Source organism: Vannielia sp. ABF1_015 (assembly GCF_056160745.1).
On record NZ_JBSWXT010000003.1, the window covers coordinates 288,216 to 307,183 of the forward strand.

Annotated in this window: 18 protein-coding genes; 5 read left to right on the plus strand and 13 right to left on the minus strand. The window is 65.8% G+C overall.

Going from position 1 to position 18,968, the window contains the following annotated elements; all coding sequences use genetic code 11:
• Positions 1 to 15: 15 nt before the first annotated feature.
• From accD to ACXAG6_RS18755, 4 genes are all read right to left on the minus strand, one after another.
• Positions 16 to 990, minus strand: coding sequence for an acetyl-CoA carboxylase, carboxyltransferase subunit beta (accD, locus tag ACXAG6_RS18740; protein WP_475339407.1), 975 nt, complete (start codon positions 988 to 990; stop codon positions 16 to 18).
• Positions 991 to 1,053: 63 nt separating this feature from the next.
• Positions 1,054 to 2,217: an MFS transporter gene (locus ACXAG6_RS18745; protein ID WP_475339408.1), complete on the minus strand. Its 1,164-nt coding sequence runs from the start codon at positions 2,215 to 2,217 to the stop codon at positions 1,054 to 1,056.
• A gap of 150 nt (positions 2,218 to 2,367) precedes the next feature.
• Entirely contained in the window at positions 2,368 to 3,261 is an 894-nt protein-coding gene (locus tag ACXAG6_RS18750; RefSeq protein ID WP_475339409.1) for a lysostaphin resistance A-like protein, read from the minus strand.
• A 58-nt stretch (positions 3,262 to 3,319) separates the two neighbouring features.
• Positions 3,320 to 4,201, minus strand: coding sequence for a lysostaphin resistance A-like protein (locus ACXAG6_RS18755; RefSeq protein ID WP_475339410.1), 882 nt, complete (start codon positions 4,199 to 4,201; stop codon positions 3,320 to 3,322).
• 112 nt (positions 4,202 to 4,313) lie between these two features.
• Between ACXAG6_RS18755 and ilvD the strand changes: the two genes are divergently transcribed.
• The 4 genes from ilvD (at position 4,314) to ACXAG6_RS18775 (ending at position 8,102) form a co-directional block, all read left to right on the plus strand.
• Positions 4,314 to 6,077 carry a dihydroxy-acid dehydratase gene (gene ilvD, locus ACXAG6_RS18760; RefSeq protein WP_475339412.1) on the plus strand — a complete coding sequence of 588 codons (1,764 nt, stop codon included), beginning with the start codon at positions 4,314 to 4,316 and terminating at the stop codon, positions 6,075 to 6,077.
• A 1-nt stretch (position 6,078) separates the two neighbouring features.
• A complete protein-coding gene (locus tag ACXAG6_RS18765) occupies positions 6,079 to 6,750 on the plus strand; it encodes a hypothetical protein (protein WP_475339413.1) in 672 nt (223 codons plus the stop codon).
• A gap of 155 nt (positions 6,751 to 6,905) precedes the next feature.
• Entirely contained in the window at positions 6,906 to 7,682 is a 777-nt protein-coding gene (locus ACXAG6_RS18770) for a DUF6478 family protein (protein WP_254695369.1), read from the plus strand.
• A 15-nt stretch (positions 7,683 to 7,697) separates the two neighbouring features.
• Positions 7,698 to 8,102 (plus strand): hypothetical protein, encoded by a 405-nt coding sequence (locus ACXAG6_RS18775; protein ID WP_140015673.1) that lies wholly within the window; start codon positions 7,698 to 7,700, stop codon positions 8,100 to 8,102.
• A 13-nt stretch (positions 8,103 to 8,115) separates the two neighbouring features.
• Here ACXAG6_RS18775 and ACXAG6_RS18780 read toward each other — a convergent pair whose 3' ends face one another.
• On the minus strand, positions 8,116 to 8,757 hold the full coding sequence (locus ACXAG6_RS18780) for a hypothetical protein (protein ID WP_475339414.1): 642 nt from the start codon (positions 8,755 to 8,757) through the stop codon (positions 8,116 to 8,118).
• Between the two features lie 196 nt (positions 8,758 to 8,953).
• On the opposite strand from ACXAG6_RS18780, the gene ACXAG6_RS18785 reads away from it, so the two are divergent.
• Positions 8,954 to 10,966, plus strand: a complete 2,013-nt coding sequence (locus ACXAG6_RS18785) for an oxidoreductase (RefSeq protein WP_475339415.1) — start codon at positions 8,954 to 8,956, stop codon at positions 10,964 to 10,966.
• A gap of 180 nt (positions 10,967 to 11,146) precedes the next feature.
• Here the strand turns inward: ACXAG6_RS18785 and ACXAG6_RS18790 are convergent, their stop codons facing one another.
• The 8 genes from ACXAG6_RS18790 to otnK form a co-directional block, all read right to left on the minus strand.
• Positions 11,147 to 12,085 (minus strand): 2-hydroxyacid dehydrogenase, encoded by a 939-nt coding sequence (locus tag ACXAG6_RS18790; protein ID WP_475339416.1) that lies wholly within the window; start codon positions 12,083 to 12,085, stop codon positions 11,147 to 11,149.
• Positions 12,086 to 12,160: 75 nt separating this feature from the next.
• Entirely contained in the window at positions 12,161 to 13,003 is an 843-nt protein-coding gene (locus ACXAG6_RS18795; protein ID WP_475339417.1) for a phosphogluconate dehydrogenase C-terminal domain-containing protein, read from the minus strand.
• Position 13,004: 1 nt separating this feature from the next.
• Positions 13,005 to 14,318 carry a four-carbon acid sugar kinase family protein gene (locus tag ACXAG6_RS18800; RefSeq protein ID WP_475339419.1) on the minus strand — a complete coding sequence of 438 codons (1,314 nt, stop codon included), beginning with the start codon at positions 14,316 to 14,318 and terminating at the stop codon, positions 13,005 to 13,007.
• Entirely contained in the window at positions 14,315 to 15,559 is a 1,245-nt protein-coding gene (locus ACXAG6_RS18805) for a ribulose-bisphosphate carboxylase large subunit family protein (protein WP_475339420.1), read from the minus strand. The genes ACXAG6_RS18800 and ACXAG6_RS18805 overlap by 4 nt, the downstream gene beginning before the upstream one ends.
• Positions 15,556 to 16,281 carry an FCD domain-containing protein gene (locus ACXAG6_RS18810; protein WP_475339421.1) on the minus strand — a complete coding sequence of 242 codons (726 nt, stop codon included), beginning with the start codon at positions 16,279 to 16,281 and terminating at the stop codon, positions 15,556 to 15,558. Before ACXAG6_RS18810 ends, ACXAG6_RS18805 begins: the two co-directional genes overlap by 4 nt.
• Positions 16,282 to 16,332: 51 nt before the next feature.
• Complete coding sequence (locus ACXAG6_RS18815) at positions 16,333 to 17,091, minus strand: hydroxypyruvate isomerase family protein (RefSeq protein ID WP_475339423.1); 759 nt, start codon at positions 17,089 to 17,091, stop codon at positions 16,333 to 16,335.
• The gene (gene otnC, locus ACXAG6_RS18820; RefSeq protein WP_475339424.1) at positions 17,088 to 17,732 is read right to left on the minus strand and encodes a 3-oxo-tetronate 4-phosphate decarboxylase; all 645 of its coding nucleotides are present in this window, start codon (positions 17,730 to 17,732) and stop codon (positions 17,088 to 17,090) included. The genes ACXAG6_RS18815 and otnC overlap by 4 nt, the downstream gene beginning before the upstream one ends.
• Positions 17,729 to 18,967, minus strand: a complete 1,239-nt coding sequence (gene otnK, locus ACXAG6_RS18825; RefSeq protein WP_475339425.1) for a 3-oxo-tetronate kinase — start codon at positions 18,965 to 18,967, stop codon at positions 17,729 to 17,731. Before otnK ends, otnC begins: the two co-directional genes overlap by 4 nt.
• Position 18,968 lies beyond the last annotated feature (1 nt).

Consider the following 18,968-nt stretch of genomic DNA (forward strand, 5'->3'; position numbering starts at 1 on the left):
GCAGGGCCGCGCTTGTCACTTCTTCTGCTCTTCCATCGGCGCAGCCTCATCGCCCGCCGCAGCCTGCGAGGGCTCTGGCTGCTCCGGTGCGGGCAGTTCAGGCTCGGGCGGCGGTGCAGGCAGATCGCCCACCACCGGCGGCTCCATCCCCATCAGCATCCGGCAGAGCGAAACCAGCTCTTCCTTCATCTTCTTGCGATGGGTCACCCGGTCCAGCATCCCGTGATCCAGCAGGTACTCGGCCCGCTGAAAGCCCTCGGGCAGTTGCTCACGAATGGTCTGCTCAATCACCCGCGTGCCAGCAAAGCCGATCAGCGCATTCGGCTCAGCAATGTGGATATCGCCCAGCATCGCGTAAGAGGCCGTCACCCCGCCCGTCGTCGGGTGGGTGAGCACCACGATGTAGGGCAGGCCCGCCTCTTTCAGCATCTGGATCGCCACGGTGGTGCGCGGCATCTGCATCAGGGCCAGAATGCCCTCCTGCATCCGGGCACCGCCAGCGGCGGAAAATACGATATAGGGCCGCTTCATCTTCACCGCGCGCTCCGCGCCCGCGATGAAGGCATTGCCCACATACATGCTCATCGAACCGCCGATGAAGCTAAAATCCTGCGCCGCCGCCACAACCGGCGTGCGCCCCATCTCGCCCTCGACCACCAGCATCGCCTCATGCTCACCAGTCGTCCGCTGGGCCGCCTTCAGCCGGTCCGGATAGCGCTTCTGGTCCCGAAACTGCAGCGGGTCCGCCACTGGCTCGGGCACCTTCACCTCGGTAAAGATCCCGCCGTCAAACAGCGCCGTGAACCGCTCGCGCGGGGTGAGATGCATGTGATGGTCACAGCTTGTGCAGACGTTCAGATTGTCGCTCAACTCCCGGTGGAACAGCATCGTGCCGCACTCGGGGCACTTCTTCCACAGGTTCTCGGGCACCTCTCGGCGCGAGAAGAGCGAGTTGATCTTCGGGCGAACGTAGTTGGAAATCCAGTTCATCGCACCTTTCCGAGGCTGCCTGCTGCTGCTTCGTGAGATAGGCCGAGCGCGGGGGAATTGCAATCAACCCCGCTGATGAGCCACCACGGCGGTGCCGAGCGCTCCGAGCGCGAGCGCAAGCAGGGCACCAAGCAGGGCCACCGGCGTTGGGCTCACCGCCACCAACGCGCCAATGCCCGCCGTCACCACCGCACCCACCGCCACCGTCAGCGCGCCCAGCAGGCCCGAGGCCGAGCCTGCCAAGCCTTCCACCGCCGCCGTCGCGCCCGCGTTGGCCGAAGGCATGGTCAGGCCATTGCCGAGCCCGATGAAAAGCACCGAGGCCACCACTCCCGTGGCCGAGAGCGGCCCGATCGCCAACGCCCAGAGCAGCCCTCCCGCAAGCCCGGTCACGGCGCAGAGCCGCCCCGCCAGCATTATCCGCGTCAGCCCTATGCGTTCCACCCAACGGGCCGAAAGGAAGGCCCCAGCCATGAACCCGCCGGTGATCGCCCCCAGCGCCGCGCCCGTCGCCGCTTCCCCCAACCCGAACCGGGCCTCCGAGACGGCGGGGAAGCCCGCGATATAGCCGTAAAAGCACGCGGTCGAGAGCGCGGTGCAGCTGGCAAAGGCCCAAAAGCCCCGGTCGCCCAGCAGGCGGCGGGCGCTGTGCCGGAGTGGCTCGCGCGGGGCGTTCTCCCGGGTTTCGCTGAAGTCGTGCCAGCACTGCAGCAGCAGCGCCGCGCCCAGAGCTGCATAAAGCCCAAAGATCGCCCGCCAACCCAGCACCTGCGCCACCGCGCCGCCCAGCAGCGGGCCGAGCAGCGGAGCCAGCGCCATTGCGCCCGAGATTGTGCCCATGATCCCCGCCGCCTTGCCCGGCGCTGCAGTGTCGCGCACCACGGCGAGGGTCACCACCCAGCCCGCCGTGATCGCCGCCATCGGCATCCGCCAGCCCAGAAAGCCTGTCGCGCTGCCCGAAAGCGCCACACCCGCCGAGGCCAGCACATAAAGCGCCAGTGCCCCCAGCATCACCGGGCGGCGCCCCAACCTGTCGGCCAGCGGCCCCATCACCACCTGCGCCACCGCCGTCACCGCCAGATAGCCCGCAATCGCAAGGTTCACCGTGGCATAGCTCGTGCCCAGCTCCGCCGCGATGGCGGGCAGTGCCGGGACAAACATGTTCAGCGATACGGTCGAAAGGCCGGTGAGCAGGATCAACGTGATGAGCCGTGGCGGGCTGCGCATGGCCATGGCTCCTTCTGGCCGAGAAAAAGCCCGGCACAGAACGGGCTGGCCGGGCGCTCCGGAAGGCGGCGAGCCGCGCTCCCACGGCAAAGTTTAGGTCTTCTCACCTTTATGGCTCATTCTACATCGCGGCCCGAATCCGCGCAAGCCTCAGCGATCGAGCAAGCCCTTGATGATCCACCAGTTGCCAAACACAAGCACGATCGAAACCACCAGCCCGAGCGAAACCACGCCCTCCTCCGCAAGGCCCCACGGCGTTACGTAAAGCGCAAGGCCGGTGATGGTGCCCTCGATGCTCAGGATGAAGAGCGCGAGCAGGTTGTTGGCGAAGTGAAAGCCCATCGCCGCGCCCAGCGAGCCGGTGCGCTCGGTCAGATCGGCAGCGACGAGGCCGAAGGCGAAGGCCGAGAGCAGCACCAGCGGCAGGTTGCGCCCCGCTTCCGGATCCCAGTGCAGCAGGCCAAAGGCCAGCGCAGGCAGGGTGAACCAGATCCAGCGAGCCGCAAAGCGGGCGGCGAACTGTTGCATGAGATACCCGCGAAACAGGATCTCCTCCGCCGCGATCTGCAAAAACAGCAGCGGCAGCGCAAGCGGCATCCACATCAGCCAGCGGCCCATCTCGAGGTTCGCCACCGGCGGCCAAATCGCAGCACTGGCCACCACCAGCCCGCCAAAGACGAGGGCGACAACCCCAAAGGCGGTGACAAACCCGCGCCACCAGTCTCCCCACGGCCCGAAGATCGTGCTCGGCCCCCTGAAGTGCAGCGCCGCCGCCGCCAGCACCGGGCCCAGCGCCATGCCGCCGAAGGTCAGCAGCAGCAGGGCCACAGATCCGGGGTAACGGCCAGCCTGAAGCTCTTGGAAAAACGGCATCACGCCCCAAAGGCCCTGCTCTGCCGCCACCACGCCCACCGCGCCGCCCAGCACGATGAGGGTCCATGAGATGTAGATGAAGACGATCAGCAGCACGCCCAGAAGCAGCCGCCAGATCTGCGGATAAACCCGTGCGGGCACCAGCATCGCCGCAAATTCCGGATGTCTCATCTTGCGCTCTCCTGCCGGTCGGGGCCTGCCCCGACGCTTCCTTTCGCCAATACCCGCCTCACGCCCGGATCGCCACCCGCGCCGCCAGCCATGCAACAAGCAGCAGCGCAAATTCCACCGGCATCAGCCCAGGAATAACACCTGCATCAGCTGCAAACGGCGTGTGATACAGCGCCAACCCGGCCGCCGGTCCGGGCAAGGACACGCCCAACAGGGCCACCGCGTTGTTCACGATGTGCAACGCCAGCGCCGGGCCAAGGTTTCCCGCCCGCGCCGTGAGATCGGCGGCGACAAGGCCAAAGCAAAGCGCCCAGAGGCAAAACCAGATGGCATTGTCGCCCGAGCTCGCCGTCCAGTGCAGCAGCGCAAAGAGGATCGCAGGCACCGCCATCCACGCCCAGCTGCCCTCCCGCGTGCCTGCCGAAATCTGCTGGGTGAGATAGCCACGAAAGAACACCTCCTCCGTGCCCGCCTGCACCGCCACGGCAGCCAGCCCGAGCGGCAGATAAAGCAACCAGCGGTTCGTCGGCATCAGCGCATTGGGCACCACGTCATAATCGGTCGGCAAAATCGCAATCGCGCCGATGTAGAGCGGCACAAGCCAATAAAGCACCCGAAAGAAATCTCCCGCCGCATGGGCCCCCGGCCCGAACAGGCTGAGAAATCCACGCCAATGCATCGCCCGCAGCGCCACCACCAGCCCCAGCGCAAACAGCCCATGCGAGAACAGCGCCGCCAGCGTGCGCCCCGCCGATGTGCCGTCCGACTGAAAGATCGCCTCCACCGCATCCGGGCCGCCAAAGCCCGCGACGACGATGAAAACCAGCTGCTGCAACACCATCACGGTAACAAACATCAGCCCCAGCACTGCCCCGATCCGCCAAAGGTCGGGGGTGGCTTGGGCCGGTGCCGCAAACTCGCTCAGCCGTTTATATGCCATGGTTGCACCCCATCCCTGTGAGATAGGCGAGCGCGGCAGGGGGCGCAATCCGGCTTGCCCCTCCGTCGCGCCGGGCTTATTCCGACAGGCGACTGAGAACGGGAGAGAAACCATGCTGAAACGCCAGGCCGACAAATCCAAATTGCCCAGCCGCCACGTGACCGAAGGGCCGGAGCGCGCGCCGCACCGCTCCTACCTCTACGCCATGGGCCTCTCCGAGGATGAAATTCACCGCCCCCTCGTCGGCGTCGCCACCTGCTGGAACGAGGCCGCGCCCTGCAACATCTCGCTCAACCGTCAGGCCCAGGCCGTGAAGCTCGGGGTGAAGGCCGCAGCGGGCACACCGCGCGAGTTCACCACCATCACCGTGACGGATGGCATTGCCATGGGCCACGAGGGCATGCGCGCCTCGCTGGCGTCCCGTGAGGCCATCGCCGATACCGTAGAGCTCACCATGCGCGGCCACTGCTACGATGCCATCGTTGGCCTCGCGGGCTGCGACAAGTCGCTTCCCGGCATGATGATGGCCATGGTCCGCCTCAACACGCCCTCCGTCTTCATCTACGGCGGCTCGATCCTTCCGGGCAAAGCGCCCCAAAACAACGAGATCCCCGAAGATTTCCGCACCCGTGACCTGACGGTGCAAGACATGTTCGAGGCCGTGGGCCGCCACCAGAACCACGAAATGTCCGACGCCGCGCTCGATATGCTCGAGCGCGTGGCCTGCCCCTCCGCCGGCGCCTGCGGCGGCCAGTTCACCGCCAACACAATGGCCTGTGTGTCGGAGGCCATCGGCCTCGCGTTGATGAACTCTTCCGGCATGCCCGCGCCCTACGAAAGCCGCGACCAGTATTCCGAGGCCTCCGGCCGCGCGGTGATGAACCTGATCGAAAAGAACATCCGCGCCCGTGATGTCGTAACCCGCGAAAGCCTCGAAAACGCCGCTCGCGTTGTCGCCTGCACCGGCGGCTCCACCAACGCTGGCCTGCACCTCCCGGCCATCGCCCATGAAGCGGGCATCGACTTTTTCCTCGAAGACGTCTGCGACATCTTCAAAGACACCCCCTACTTCGTCGATCTCAAGCCCGGCGGCCAATATGTCGCCAAGGATCTCTATGACGCGGGCGGCATCCCGGTGGTGATGAAAGAGCTGCGCAAGGCGGGCCTCATCCATGAAGACTGCATGACAGCCACCGGCAACTCCATCGGTGAAGAGCTTGACCAGATCTCCCGCGAAGCCGATGGCAAGGTGATCTACCCGATCGAAACGCCGCTGACCGAAACCGGCGGTGTTGTTGGCCTCAAGGGCAACCTCGCCCCCGATGGTGCCATCGTGAAGGTTGCGGGCATCCCAGCAGAAAACCAGGTTTTCACCGGCCCGGCTCGCGTGTTTGAAAATGAAGAAGAAGCCTTCGCCGCCGTGAAGGCCCGCGCATATGAAGAGGGCGAGGTGATCGTCATCCGCAACGAAGGCCCCGCAGGCGGCCCCGGCATGCGCGAGATGCTGGCGACGACAGCGGCGCTCTCCGGTCAGGGCATGGGCAAGAAGGTGGCGCTGATCACCGATGGCCGTTTCTCCGGCGCGACGCGCGGCTTCTGCGTCGGCCATGTCGGCCCGGAGTCGGCACACGGCGGCCCCATCGGCCTGCTGAAGGATGGCGACGTCATCACCATCGACGCGGTGAAGGGCGAGCTTTCGGTGGACCTTTCGGATGAAGAGCTTGCTGCCCGCCGCGAGGCATGGCCCGGGCCCCGCAAAACCGATTACGCCTCCGGCGCGCTGTGGAAATACGCCCAGCTCGTGGGGTCTGCCAAATACGGCGCGGTGACCCATCCGGGCGCCAAGGAAGAAACCCACATCTACATGGACCAATAACATGCGGCTTGGGCGGCTCTTTGCGGCGCTCATCGCGCTGGCAACCCTTGCCGGATGCGAAGGCACCGAACTGCCCGGCTTTCTCGCCGGATCGGCCGAGACAGCCGGCGCGGCGGTGGCGGGCGGCGCGGCTCCGGCCAGTTCGATCCCGCCCAAGCCGCCCACCCGCCTCACGGTGACGGGCGTCACGGTGGCCGCGCCCGAGGGCTATTGCGTTGATACGAGGGCGCGCAAGGGCGGCTTCGTGCTGCTTGCGGCCTGCTCTGCCATCAGCCAATCCCCCGAGCACCCCGCGCCGGGGCGGATGGGGCTGCTGACGGCAACCATCGGCAAACGCGGCTCCGGCGCAGATCCGGTGAATCCGGGCCAGCTCGCCGCCTATTTCCGCTCCGCTGCGGGCCGCGCCGCGCTGTCCTACGCAGGTGAGGCTTCGAGCGTGGTCATCACCGAAACCGTCGAGCGCCCCGGCCTCTTCATGGTCGCCCTCGTCGACAGCGCCGCTCCGCCCCGCCCAGAGCTTGGCACCGCGCGCTGGCGCGGGTTCTTCACGGTAAACGGGCGTCTGGTTTCGGTGGTGCTGCACTCGCTGAAGGACGATCCGGTCGGCAAACAGGCAGGCCTCGGCCTGTTGCAGGAGTTCGTTGCGCGAATTCGCGCGGAAACTGCAGGTTGAGCGCCGCCCGCGCGGGCAAGGGTGCGACATCCGCGCCGCAGCCGGGATTTGCAGTATTGAAACACTTTCCCGTCAGTATCATACCGGCGTAGAGTATCCGCACGCCCCGGACGAACCGCCGCACGGCACAACGAGCAAGCAAGGCGCCCGAGAGCATGGCCAAACCGATGGACAGCCTGATCGACCGTGTCGCACACCGCCGCGCCCTGCGCCGGTGGGGGCGTGCTGCCGATGCCGCGGCCTCCGTCGATCTGGCGCATCTGCGCGGGCTGCGCACCCGCGCCCGGCAACTCCGTCGCCAGCTTGATCGGGTGATGCACGAGGCCGAGAGCCGGCTCACCCTGCCCTTGATCGACAGCAACGCAATCCGCAAGCCGCTGGGCACCGAATGGGCCTGGCGCCCCGAAATCTGGCGCGGCCCCATCTCGCCCCCCGGCGTCGCGGCGGCCGAAACCCGCACCATGCTCGGCGGCGAAACCACGCTGCACCACGATTGCGCCGTCAGCGAGCTGACCCTCCGCCAAATCCGCAACACCTCGGGCGAAGATCTCGCCCCCTTCGGCCTGCGGATGGATGTGTTCCGCTTCGACGGCTCCTTCCTCAGCCTCGTCATCGAGCTGCCGCACGGCGCGGTCGACGGGCTGAAGCGCAAGCACATCATGTCGCTGGACGTGCAGGTTGAGGCCGAGAAACCGCTAGAAATCTTCGCCCGCCTCAACATCAAGCACGGCCCCAACACCGAGCAGGTGGTGCGCGAGCTTCCAATGGGCACCGATGGCCCGCAGGTGGCCGAGTTCGACCTTGCCTATTCGGATCTCAACGAAAAGCGGGTAGAGAAAGCCTGGATCGACCTGATCTTCGAAGGCCCGCAGATGAACCAGATCATGCTGCGCGATGTCACGCTCACGCGCAGACCACGCGCCGAAATCTGACGAGGACGCAGGCCGATGCCCGATACAGCCACAAGCAGCCAGCTCACCCTGACCAAAACCCGCATCCACGCTGGCGTGTGGGAAGGGATGCTGATGGCCGAGGCCACCGGCACCGTTCAGCCGCAAATCGAGGTGCTACACCTCGATACAGCGCTGCCCGGGGTGGAGTTGAAGGCCGATGGCGAAATGCAGAACCTCTGGCAACTCCGCGTGCCCATCCCCGCCGAGCTGCTCTCAGAAGGGGTACAAACCTTCACCATCCGCGACGCCCGCACCGGTGCCACCCTTGAGCATTTCACCATCGTCACCGGCCAGCCGCTGGAAGATGACATCCGCGCCGAGGTCGACCTGCTGCGCGCCGAGCTCGACATGCTGAAAAAGGCCTTCCGCCGCCACTGCCTCGAAGTGCTGGGCCGCTAACGCGCGCGCTCACCTACCGCGGCTTGATGTGCTCGCCGTATGACTTGGTCACCCCGTCAGGCCACGCCCGCACCCATCTTCCGGCAAAATGCCCCGTCGGGCGCTTGACCACGAGGCTCCCCAACTCAATCGCCGCCAGTTGAATTTGATAGGGCGCATTCACATGCACCCCGGTCGCCTTCGCCATCTTGACCATGAACTGGTGGCCAACCCCCTTCTTCTCGATCCCCGTGTCGTTGAACAGCGAATACCCCAACGCCACCGTTGTGCCGTAAGTGCTCTCCACCTCGCGCACGTCAAGTTTTATCCCAAATGCCGCCACGTTGCAGGCATGCACATCTATCCCATTGTGCCGCTTGGCAAAGTTGCCCTTCAAAGGCGCAAGGTCATCCACCGTGCTGAAAGAGATCTTCTTGCCCAGCTTGATCTCCCCCGGAGCCCCGTGAGAGTTGATGACGATCCCACCAATCTTCGCGCCTTCCTTGGTACAATGCGCGACGATCTTCTTGGCCAGTTCCTTGGCCGTCATGCTCTTCTCAATCGTCCAATGCAGCACGCTCCAGCCAGCCGGCGGGTCTTTGTCGATTGAGAAGGTTACACCGGCCCCGGGCACGTCATGCCCGTGCAGGTAAAAAATTATCGCGCTTTCAGCCAAGGGTCTGCCTCACTGGTGGTTTCGCGCCGCAGGGCGCTGAATGACTTCGGGTTCAATAATTGCCCAAAGTCACCGCACAGCCCTTGCCTGTCAACCTGGCCAAGGCGGCCCCGCAATGATCGCACCGGTAACGCAGCGTCGGCACGTGACATCCCCATTCCGCCACGGCACTCTCCGGCGCAGGAGGACGCCAAAGATGACCAGCTACCCCCACCTGCTCAAGCCGCTGGAGCTTGGCCACGTGACCCTGCCCAACCGCGTGCTGATGGGCTCCATGCACACCGGGCTGGAAGAAACCGGCGATTGGGCCCGCGTCGCCGCCTTCTACGCCGCCCGCGCCTCCGCCGGGTTGATCGTTACCGGCGGCATGGCCCCCAACCGCGAGGGCGGGGTGTTTCCCGGCGCGGCGGGCCTCTACACGCCCCAAGACATCGCCAACCACCGCTCCGTCACCGATGCGGTACACGCCAATGACGGGCGCATCGCCATGCAGATCCTCCATGCGGGCCGCTACGCCTACGGCCCCGATTGCGTCGCCCCCTCCCCGATCAAATCCCCCATCTCCCCCTTCCCCCCCAAGGAACTGGACGAAGAGGGCATCGAAAAGCAGATCGCCGATATCGCCACCGCCGCCGCCCGCGCTCGCGAGGCGGGCTATGATGGCGTTGAGGTGATGGGCTCCGAGGGCTACTTCCTCAACCAGTTCATCGTTCGCCACACCAACAAGCGCGAAGATCGCTGGGGCGGCTCCTACGAAAACCGCATCCGCCTGCCCATCGAGGTCGTCAAACGCGTCCGCGAGGCCGTCGGCCCCGACTTCATCGTCATCTACCGCCTCTCGATGATCGACCTCGTGCCGCAAGGCTCCACCACCGAAGAGGTCATCCAACTCGCGCAGGAAATCGAGAAGGCCGGCGCCTCGATCCTCAACACCGGCATCGGCTGGCACGAGGCCCGCATCCCCACCATCGCCACCTCCGTCCCCCGCCGCGCCTTCGCGTGGGTGACGCAAAAGCTGATGGGCCACGTGGGGATCCCGGTCATCACCTCCAACCGCATCAACACGCCAGAAGTTGGCGAGAGCGTGCTGGCCGAGGGCTGCGCCGATATGGTCTCCATGGCCCGCCCCTTCCTTGCAGACGCTGACTTCGTGCAGAAGGCCGCCGCAGGCGAGGCCGATACCATCGCGCCTTGTATCGCCTGCAATCAGGCCTGCCTCGATCACACCTTCTCCGGCAAGCTCACCTCCTGCCTCGTCAACCCGCGCGCCTGCTCCGAAACCGAGCTGGTCATCACACCCACCGACACGCCGAAAAACATCGCCGTTGTCGGCGCAGGCCCGGCCGGGCTTTCAGCCGCCCTCACCGCCGACGAGCGCGGCCACAAGGTCACCCTCTTCGACGCCGCAAACGAGATCGGCGGCCAGCTCAACATGGCCAAGGCGATCCCCGGCAAGGAGGAGTTCCACGGCCTCGTCGACTGGTATCAAACCATGGTCGACCGCTCCAACATCACCCTCAACCTCGGCACCGAAGCGACGCCAGCGGCCCTCGCCCCCTTCGACGAAGTGATCGTCGCCACCGGTGTCACCCCGCGCGATCCGGGCATCCCGGGGCAAGACGGCCCCAATGTGCTCTCCTACATCGACGTGCTGCGCGGCAAAGCCCCGGCTGGCGAACGCGTCGCCATCATCGGCGCGGGCGGCATTGGCTTTGACGTGGCCGAGTATCTCTCTCACGAGGGCGAAAGCCCCACCGAGCACCTGCCGGAATGGATGGAAATGTGGGGCGTGGCAGACCCGGCCACCCACCGCGGCGGCCTAGCCCCCGAAGGCCCCCAGCCCCCCGCCCCGGCGCGTGAAATCACCCTGCTCCAACGCAAAGACGAACGCCCCGGCAAGCGACTGGGCAAAACCACCGGCTGGATTCACCGCGCCGCGCTGAAAATGGCCAAGGTGAAGATGCTCGGCGGCATCAGCTACGAGCAGATCACCCCCAAAGGCCTCCACGTCACCCAGAACGGCGAACCCAAGCTGATCGAGGCCGACACCATCGTGCTTTGCGCCGGGCAGGTAAGCCGCCGTGATCTGCTGGAGGCGCTCGAAGCATCGGGCAAACCCATCCATGTCATCGGTGGAGCCGACGTGGCCGCCGAGCTTGATGCCAAGCGTGCCATCAATCAGGGCACACGGCTGGCCGCCGCTCTTTGATCGGATGAGGCGGGGGCGGAGGCAGGCACAGCGCCCGCCGCGTTAACGCTCCGGGCTTTGCGCCATCTCATAGGTATGGGTTGTGCATAGGATGTGCATAGGATGTTGCCCATGCAATTGCCGGGTTAACGGCGCCTCCCTCGGCGCCGCACCGGCATTTTCGCAAAGCCCGTTTTCCGGTCAGTTCACTGGCGTCAGCAGGTCGTTTCCGGCCAGAAAAGCGCTGATATTGTCGCGCTGAAGCTGCCCCATCGCCGCCCGTGTCTCCACCGTGCCCGAGCCCTGATGCGGCTGGATCACCACGTTCGGGAAGTCATAGAACCGGGGGTCGATCTTCGGCTCGTTCACAAACACATCCAGCCCCGCCCCATAGATCCCGCCAGATTCCAGAGCCGCAAAAAGCGCCTCCTCATCCACCGTCGACCCGCGCGAGATATTGATCAGGATGCCGCGCGGCCCGAGGGCCTCAAGCACCTCTGCCGAAACGATATTTTCCGTCGCCTTGCCGCCCACCGTCGCCACGATGAGGTAGTCCACCGCGGCCGCAAGCGCGGTCGGGCTATCGTGATAGGTCCAGCCCGGCGTCTCCTTTTCGGAGCGGCTCCAGTAGTGCAGATCCATCTTGAAAGCCGTCAGCCGGTCGGCAATATCGCGCCCGATCCGGCCAAGGCCGAGGATGCCCGCCGTGCCGCCGCTGACCTTGCGGTTCAGCCGATATTCACCCTTTTCGGCCCATGATCCGGAGCGCGCCCACTGGCTCGCATGCTCCATCTCGCGCCCGCACATCAGCAGCATCGCCACGGCAAGGTCTGCCACGTCATCGTTGAGCACATCGGGCGTGTTGGTCACACGGATATCGCGCTCCGAAGCGGCCGCCACGTTAATACTGTCGTAACCAACGCCGAAGTTGGCGATGACACCGAGGTTCGGCAACAGGTCCATCGCCTCGGGCCCAAACGGCTTGTGCCCCTTGAACCCGGCCGCCACGATCCCGTCCCGGGTGGCCTCATCGAGGCTGCCAAGGTCGGTCGTTTCGGCCACGAAAACCGGGTCGAAGGTCTCTTTCATTCGGGCCAGATCAGACTCGCTGTAATTCCCGATTGCGATCACCTTGCTCATAGCCTGTTCCTCCCCGGCGGCGCGTAAATGGTATACCATTTCCTCGCAGCGCCCCGCCGGAGAGTCAACCTCGGATCACCCCGCGCAGATGTCCTGAACGGACTTCTTCACTGCCTCCAGTGAAAAGACCTGCTCCACCCAGTCCTCCTTGAAGATCACGCTCTTGGCCTGATCAATCGCCATCAGAGCGCCGTCGCTAAACTTCCCTTCCGGAAAAATCCCGAAGGCAATCGCCAGCTCGATCTTCAAGTGCCCAAGCACAAAGTCATGCGCCGCCGCCTCCGGCACCCCCATAGACACCGCCTTGTCCGTGGCCTCCCGCAGAGCCATGCACATCGTCGCCGCCACGGTCTCGCTCAGCGCAGGCTCCAGCACAGCGATGTTTTCCAGCGTGCAACGATGGCTCCGCGCAACCGGCGCATAGATGATCTTGGCGATCTCCTCGCACAGCTCATAGTGCTCCTCCGGCCCCTGAATCAGCGCGCAAACAATCCCCTGCGGCGCGTCGATCCCGCCGAAGTAGTCCTTCTGCGCCGCCTCCGTCGCCTGCACTTCAAGGATATGCGGGTGGCACGGATGGCTGCAGAAATAGGTCACATCCTCCCGCTCCGGCATCTCGCCCGCATAGGGCGCCGCCGCATCCAGCACGATCACCGCCGCACCGGGCTTCAGCTTGTCAACGAAGCCATGGGCGATCTTGCCAATCAGCCGGTCCGGCACTGCCATCAGCACCACATCGGCATCGGCAATCGCGTTGTCGCCATCGGTCACAGCCTCAACGCCCACCTCGTCCAACAGCCGCTTGCGGCCCGCCTCGGACACCTCGATATGGTCAATCTCAAACCGTGTCGGCTTGAGGTTCTGCGCCAGCCGCACACCCATCTTTCCGCCCGCACCGAGCAAAGCAACCTTCGTCATTTCATTCTCCTCCTGCGGCACCACCGCCGCGTTTGATCCATCCAAAATAATCGTCCGAGCCCATCTGCCCGCCCTTCAGCGCCAGTTGCAGCCCGGCCAAATCCTCATCCTCCGAATGCGCCTGCAGCAGCGCCGCGCCCGGAATCGTCGGGGCCAGCGCAGTAAAGGCAAACAGCCCCAACTCCCGGCTCGCATGGCCGCTTGTATCGCCGCCCGAAATCACCGCGCGCCTCACGCCCGTCTGCCGCAATAGCCGCGCCAGAACCTTGCCCAAGGCCGCCCCGATCCGCGCATTGGCCTCTTCCATGCCGCCCGCTGGCACTGCCGCCCGCAGCCGCGCCACCGCCGGGTCATCCGGCCCCTTCGCCGTGTAAATCAACGGGTCGCGCCCCGCGTTGAGCGCCGCAATCGCTGCCTCGAAAACGCCGGTTTCCCCGCCCTGCACAGCCGCCGCCGCATCCAGTTCGATCCCCTCAAACCCATGCGCCTCAGCCCAGGCGATCTGCGCCGCCGTGACGGGCGAAACCGAGCCCGACACCGCCAGCATCCGCTCCACCGGCCCCGCGCTCTCAACCCGGTCTTCGGCGCCAATCCACCCCTGCGCGCGCCAGTGCTCCACCAGCGCGTATTCCACCCCCTGCGAGCCCACGGCGAGCACTGGCGAGGCATCCCACATCCGCCGCCCGACCACGCCCATATGCGCATCCGTCATCGCATCCAGCGACCAAACCTCAGCCTCCGGCGTGGCCTCCAGATCCTCCAGCGAAACCAAGCCAAAGCTCTTCGCCGTCTGCTTGCCCAGATGTTCCGCCACATCGCTTTCATCCATCGGCGTCACCGGATGGCGCGCCATAACCGGGTGCCGGTCCAACCGAAACACGCCCCCCGGCCCGCTTGCGAACAAGTGACCGAACGCCTGATACCGCCGCATCTTCGGCGCGGCCAAAAGGCAAGGGATGAACGGCCCCCGCACCACCTCTGCGCCCAGATCAATCGCCTTGCCGATCGAGCCGACCTCGGGGGCAGAATCCAGCGTGGAGCAGGTCTTGTAATGCACCACCCGTGCGCCGGATTGCGCCAAAAACCGGAACACCCCCGGCAATTCCCGCTCCATCCACGCAGGCGAATGCGACCGCGCCGTGGTTGCCACGCCCACCGCCCGCACGCCGGGAAACCGCGCCAATTGCGCCTCATTCGGCACGTCCAAAAACAGCACCGAGGGCACACCGGCAAACTCCAGCACCTCCATGCTGGCCGCCGAGCCGGTGAAGTCATCCCCCACCCAGCCGATCATAATGCCCCCCGGCAGGCTCACCCGAAGGCCTCCAACGCGCCCGCCAACGCGGGCCGCGTGGCCGCATACTCCGCCGCCGGAACGCCAGCAACAGCCGCCTCCCAGGCTTGCCGCAGCGAGGCCACCCCTTCCGCCGGGCCGCCCGGATGCGCCATGATCCCGCCGCCCGCCGCGTGGATGCAATCGGCATGGCCGACCCGCGCATAGGTCTCCGCCGCCTGCACCGCCGTCTGCCCCGAAGAAAACACCGGCATCGCCACGCAGGGCTTGTCGTCCCAAAGCGGCGTGCCAACCGACAGGGCCGAAGCCACCACGCTGTCATCCCCCTCAGAAAATTTGTTGCGCAGCCCGTTCACATGCATGTGGTCCGCCCCAGCCAGCCGCCACAGCTTGCTCCACGCCGGGTAATCCCACCCCAGCATCGGCGCGCGGTTCAGGTAGCCCCAGCCGTTGCGATGGGCGTGGATCGGCAAGTCAGAATGGCGGGTGAGCGCCAGCAGGCCCGAGAGGCCAACCGAGTTGAGGCTCACCATCGCGCAACTCGCACCAAGCTCGATGAGCAGATCATGGCGGCGGCGCATGTCATCCACCTCGCCCGTCAGGTTGAAGGCATACATCACCCGCTTGCCGGTGCGCTCAGCATGCGCGTTCAGCACGCCCATTACCGCGCGGGCGCGGTCGTCAAACGGGCAGTTCGGCCCGTCCGCCTGCAACTCGTCATCCTTGATAAAGTCGATCCCCGCCGCCGCCAGCTCCCCTACCAGCGCGGCGGTGTCTTCCGCCGTCAGCCCTACCGAGGGCTTGACGATGGTGCCAATGAGCGGCCCGCTTTCTACCCCCGCCATCGCCCGCGTGCCCGCAATCCCGAACTTTGGCCCCGGGTAGGCGCCACCGAAGGCGCGCGGCAGGCGAATGTCGGACAGCCTCAGCCCCGAGAATTGCCGCAACTCAAAGAGATTGCCGGCCACCGTCGCCACAAGGTTCGGCAGGTCCGGCCCCAGTGTAGCAAGCGGCCACGAGAGCGTCACCTTCGCCCGCGTGTAGCGCTCTCCTGTCAGCCCGCCGCCCAGCGATGGCTCGCCGACCTCGCCCACAATCTCGAGCGCCTCCACCCGCGCGGCCGATCGCTCGCGCAGCTCCGGTGTCTCGCCCGGAACGGCCACGAAGGTGCCAGAAGATTGCTCACCCGCCATTGCGGCAGCAGCCCTTTCCGGCTCCACCGGGGTTTCGATCAGATAGTCGGCTTCGATGCGTTCACTCATTGGAAGTGATCCTGATGATAAAGTGCGTTTGCCCGCTCCAGATGATCGCGCATCGCTTTCGCAGCGGCTTCCGGATCGGCGGCGATGATCGCGTCGAGGATCGCGCGGTGCTCTGTCACCGTCAGCGCCTCAAGCCCCACCTTGCGCACCCCTTCCACGTGGAAGTCGCGCATCCAGGCAAAGATGCCGGCGGCGAGGGTCTCAAAGATTGGGTTGGCAGAAATGGCGGCGATACGACGATGAAACTTGCCGTCGATTTCGAGGAAGCGTTCGGGCTCCTCCGTGGCCAATTCCTGCGCCGCGAGCAGGGCTTCCAGCGCCCCGATGTCCGCCTCGTTGCGGCGGCGGGCGGCAATGCGGGCCATCTCGGCCTCGAGCGCGGCGCGGGCCTCCTTGAGGTGGTCCATTGAGGAGGTATGGGCCAGCAGATGCTGAACACCGGTGCCGAGCTGGGCGATAAGCCCGTCAAGCGAGGGTTCTGCCACACGCGGGCGCCCGCCGTGGCGGATTTCGATGATGCCCCGGTGCTGCAACGTCTGCATCGCCTCGCGGATCGCCGGGCGGCCAATCTCGTAGCGCGTCATCAGCTCGCGCTCCGAGGGCAGCGCATCGCCGGGTCCAAGGCCCTCCGCGCGAATGAGCCGAAGCAGCCGCTCCTGCACCTCGTCGGCCAGCTTGCGCGGTTTGATACCGTCGGATCTATCGTGATCTGGTAAACTCATCATACCAGTTGGTAACGCAAGCGCCCGCCACAGACAAGGCCACCGCCTAAGTCAGACCTCTTGCGCCGCTCTCAACCAGCCCAGCGTTGGCTCTGTCGGCCCGCCCGGCTTGTATTCCGCCCCCAGTGGTGCAGACCAGCCCAGCGCCTTCAGGTGCCTGTAAATATGGTCGAAATTCACTTCCCCATGGTCCGGCGCACCCCTGTCTGGCGCAGCAGCAATCTGGATATGCCCGATCATCGGCAAGAGCCGCTCAAGCCGGTGGCTAAGGTCGCCCTCCATGAGTTGCACATGGTAGCAATCGAACATGATCTTCAGGTTCTCAGCCCCCACCTCGGCCAGAATCGCCTCGGCCTGCACGGTGGTGGAGAGGAAATATCCCGGTGCATCGTAATGGTTGATCGGCTCGATCAGCACGGTCTTGCCCAGCTTCGCCGCGCCCTCGCAAGCATAGCCTAGCGCCTCAACAAAGGTGCCGTGATCGCCGTCGAACCCGGCCATCACATGCACCGCTCCGGTGCCCGTCGCCTCGGCATAGCTCAGCGCCTGATCAATTGCGTCCCGCGCCTCGGCCTCACGCCCCGGCACCGCCGAAAAGCCCATCTCGCCAATCGAGGCATCACCGCGCGAGGCGTTCAACCCAAGCATTTCAAGCCCGGTTTCGGCCAACGCATCGGCCACCTCTCCGGCAGGGATCGCATAGGGCCAATGGCATTCCACCGCATCAAACCCGGCGGCCTTCGCGGCGCGGATCGCATCTGGCAGCGGCAGCTCGCTCCACAAAAACCCGAGATTGGCCGAAAACTTCATGCGTCCCACTCCAGGTTGAACTTGCTGACCAGCGCCTGAACCTGGCCATCATCCAGCCCCCGCGCGTTCATGCCCCGCGTCATCAGCGCCAGCTTCGCGGTAGCTTCCAGTTCTTCCACCGCATTGCAGGCCGCCTCCACATCCTTACCCGCCACCACCGGCCCGTGGTTGGCCAGCATCACCGCAGAGCGCTTGCCTGCCAGCCCGCGCACCGCCTCGCCCATCGCCGGATCGCCCGGCAGGAAAAACGGCAGCAGCTTCACCCGGCCCAGCTGCATAACGCCATAGGGCGTGAGCGGCGGCAGAAAATCATCCTCATCTGCCTCAAGCATCGACAGCGCCACCGAATGGCACGAATGCAAATGCACCACCGCCCCCGCCGTGCCGCGGGTGTCGTAAAAGGCCGTGTGCAAAGGCATCTCCTTGGTCGGCTTGTCGCCACCCACATGCTGCCCCGCCCCGTCGAACCGCGCCAGCCGCGCAGGGTCGAGCCGGCCAAAGCTGGTGCCCGTGGGCGAAACCAGCAGCCCGCCGTCCTCCGTCCGCGCCGAGATATTGCCGGTCGACCCATGGGTCAGCCCCCGATCAAACAGCGATTTTGCCAGCAGGCAAATCTGCTCTCTCAGCGCCGTCTCGCTCATGGCAACATTCCCAGCGCGTCGGAAAAGAAGCTCTCGGCCCCGAAGTTGCCCGACTTCAGAGCCAGCGCAATCTCTTCACCGCCGGAAACGCAGCCACACCACGGCACCCCCGGCGCAATCTCGCGGCCCACATCGAGCCGCGTGACGCCCAGCGCCTTCGTCACCGCGCCAGAGGTTTCCCCCCCCGCCACCACGATCCGCCGTGCGCCTTGGCCCCGCGCCTGCACCGCCAATGCGGCCAGCGCCTCTTCGACAACCTCGCCAGCCCGCGACGTGCCCAACTCGCCCTGCGCCCGGCGCACCGCATCGGGCTCCGCCGTGGCATAGATGATAGGTGCCGCGCCCATTTCCTGCTTTGCCAACCACCTCGACGCCGCGCCATGACCCTCCGCCGCCAACACCAGTGGATCGAGCTTGAACGCCGGTCCGCCATAGGCCGCCACCTGCGCCCGCGTCATCGCCGAGCAACTGCCCGAGAGCACCACCGCCCCCGGCCCCACCTGCGGCACCGTGGCCTCGCGGGCGCTGTCATCCAGCAAGCCCGCCTCGCGGTAGAGCGCCGGAAGCGGCATGGCCAGCGCAGAGCCGCCCGTCATCAGCGCCATGTCGCGGCCCACGCGGGCAATCACCTGCAAGTCGGCATCCGCCACCGCATCCACCACCACATGCGCCGGAGCCTCTGCCAGCGCCGCCGCCAAAGCCTCCGCCCCGCGCGCCACGGTGAGGCGGTCCACCAGCCCAACCTCACCCTGCACCTGCGGTGCCAGAAGGCGCATCAGGTTGCTGTCGCGCATGGGCGTCAGCGGGTGGTCCTTCATGGGGCTTTCCGCCAAGGGCTGCTGCCCGACGAAAAGGTTGCCCATGAAAACCGAGCGCCCGTTTTCCGGAAACGCCGGGCAGTAAACCGTCTGCCGCGCTCCGAGCGCTGCCATCAGCGCCTCGGCCACCGGCCCAATATTGCCGTCAGCGGTGGAATCGAAGGTGCTGCAATACTTCCAGAAAAACCGCTCCGCCCCGGTGCCCTTCAGCCATTCGAGCGCCGCCAGCACCTCGGCCACGGCATCGGCCACCGGTTCAGTGCGTATCTTCAGGGCGATCACCTCGAAGGGCGCATCACTCTCGCCCTCCTCCGGCACTCCGATCCGCAGCGAAACCTTCGCCCCACTCCGCGCCAGCAAGCCAGCCAGATCGGTCGCACCGGTGAAATCGTCTGCAATCGCCCCGAATATCGCCATG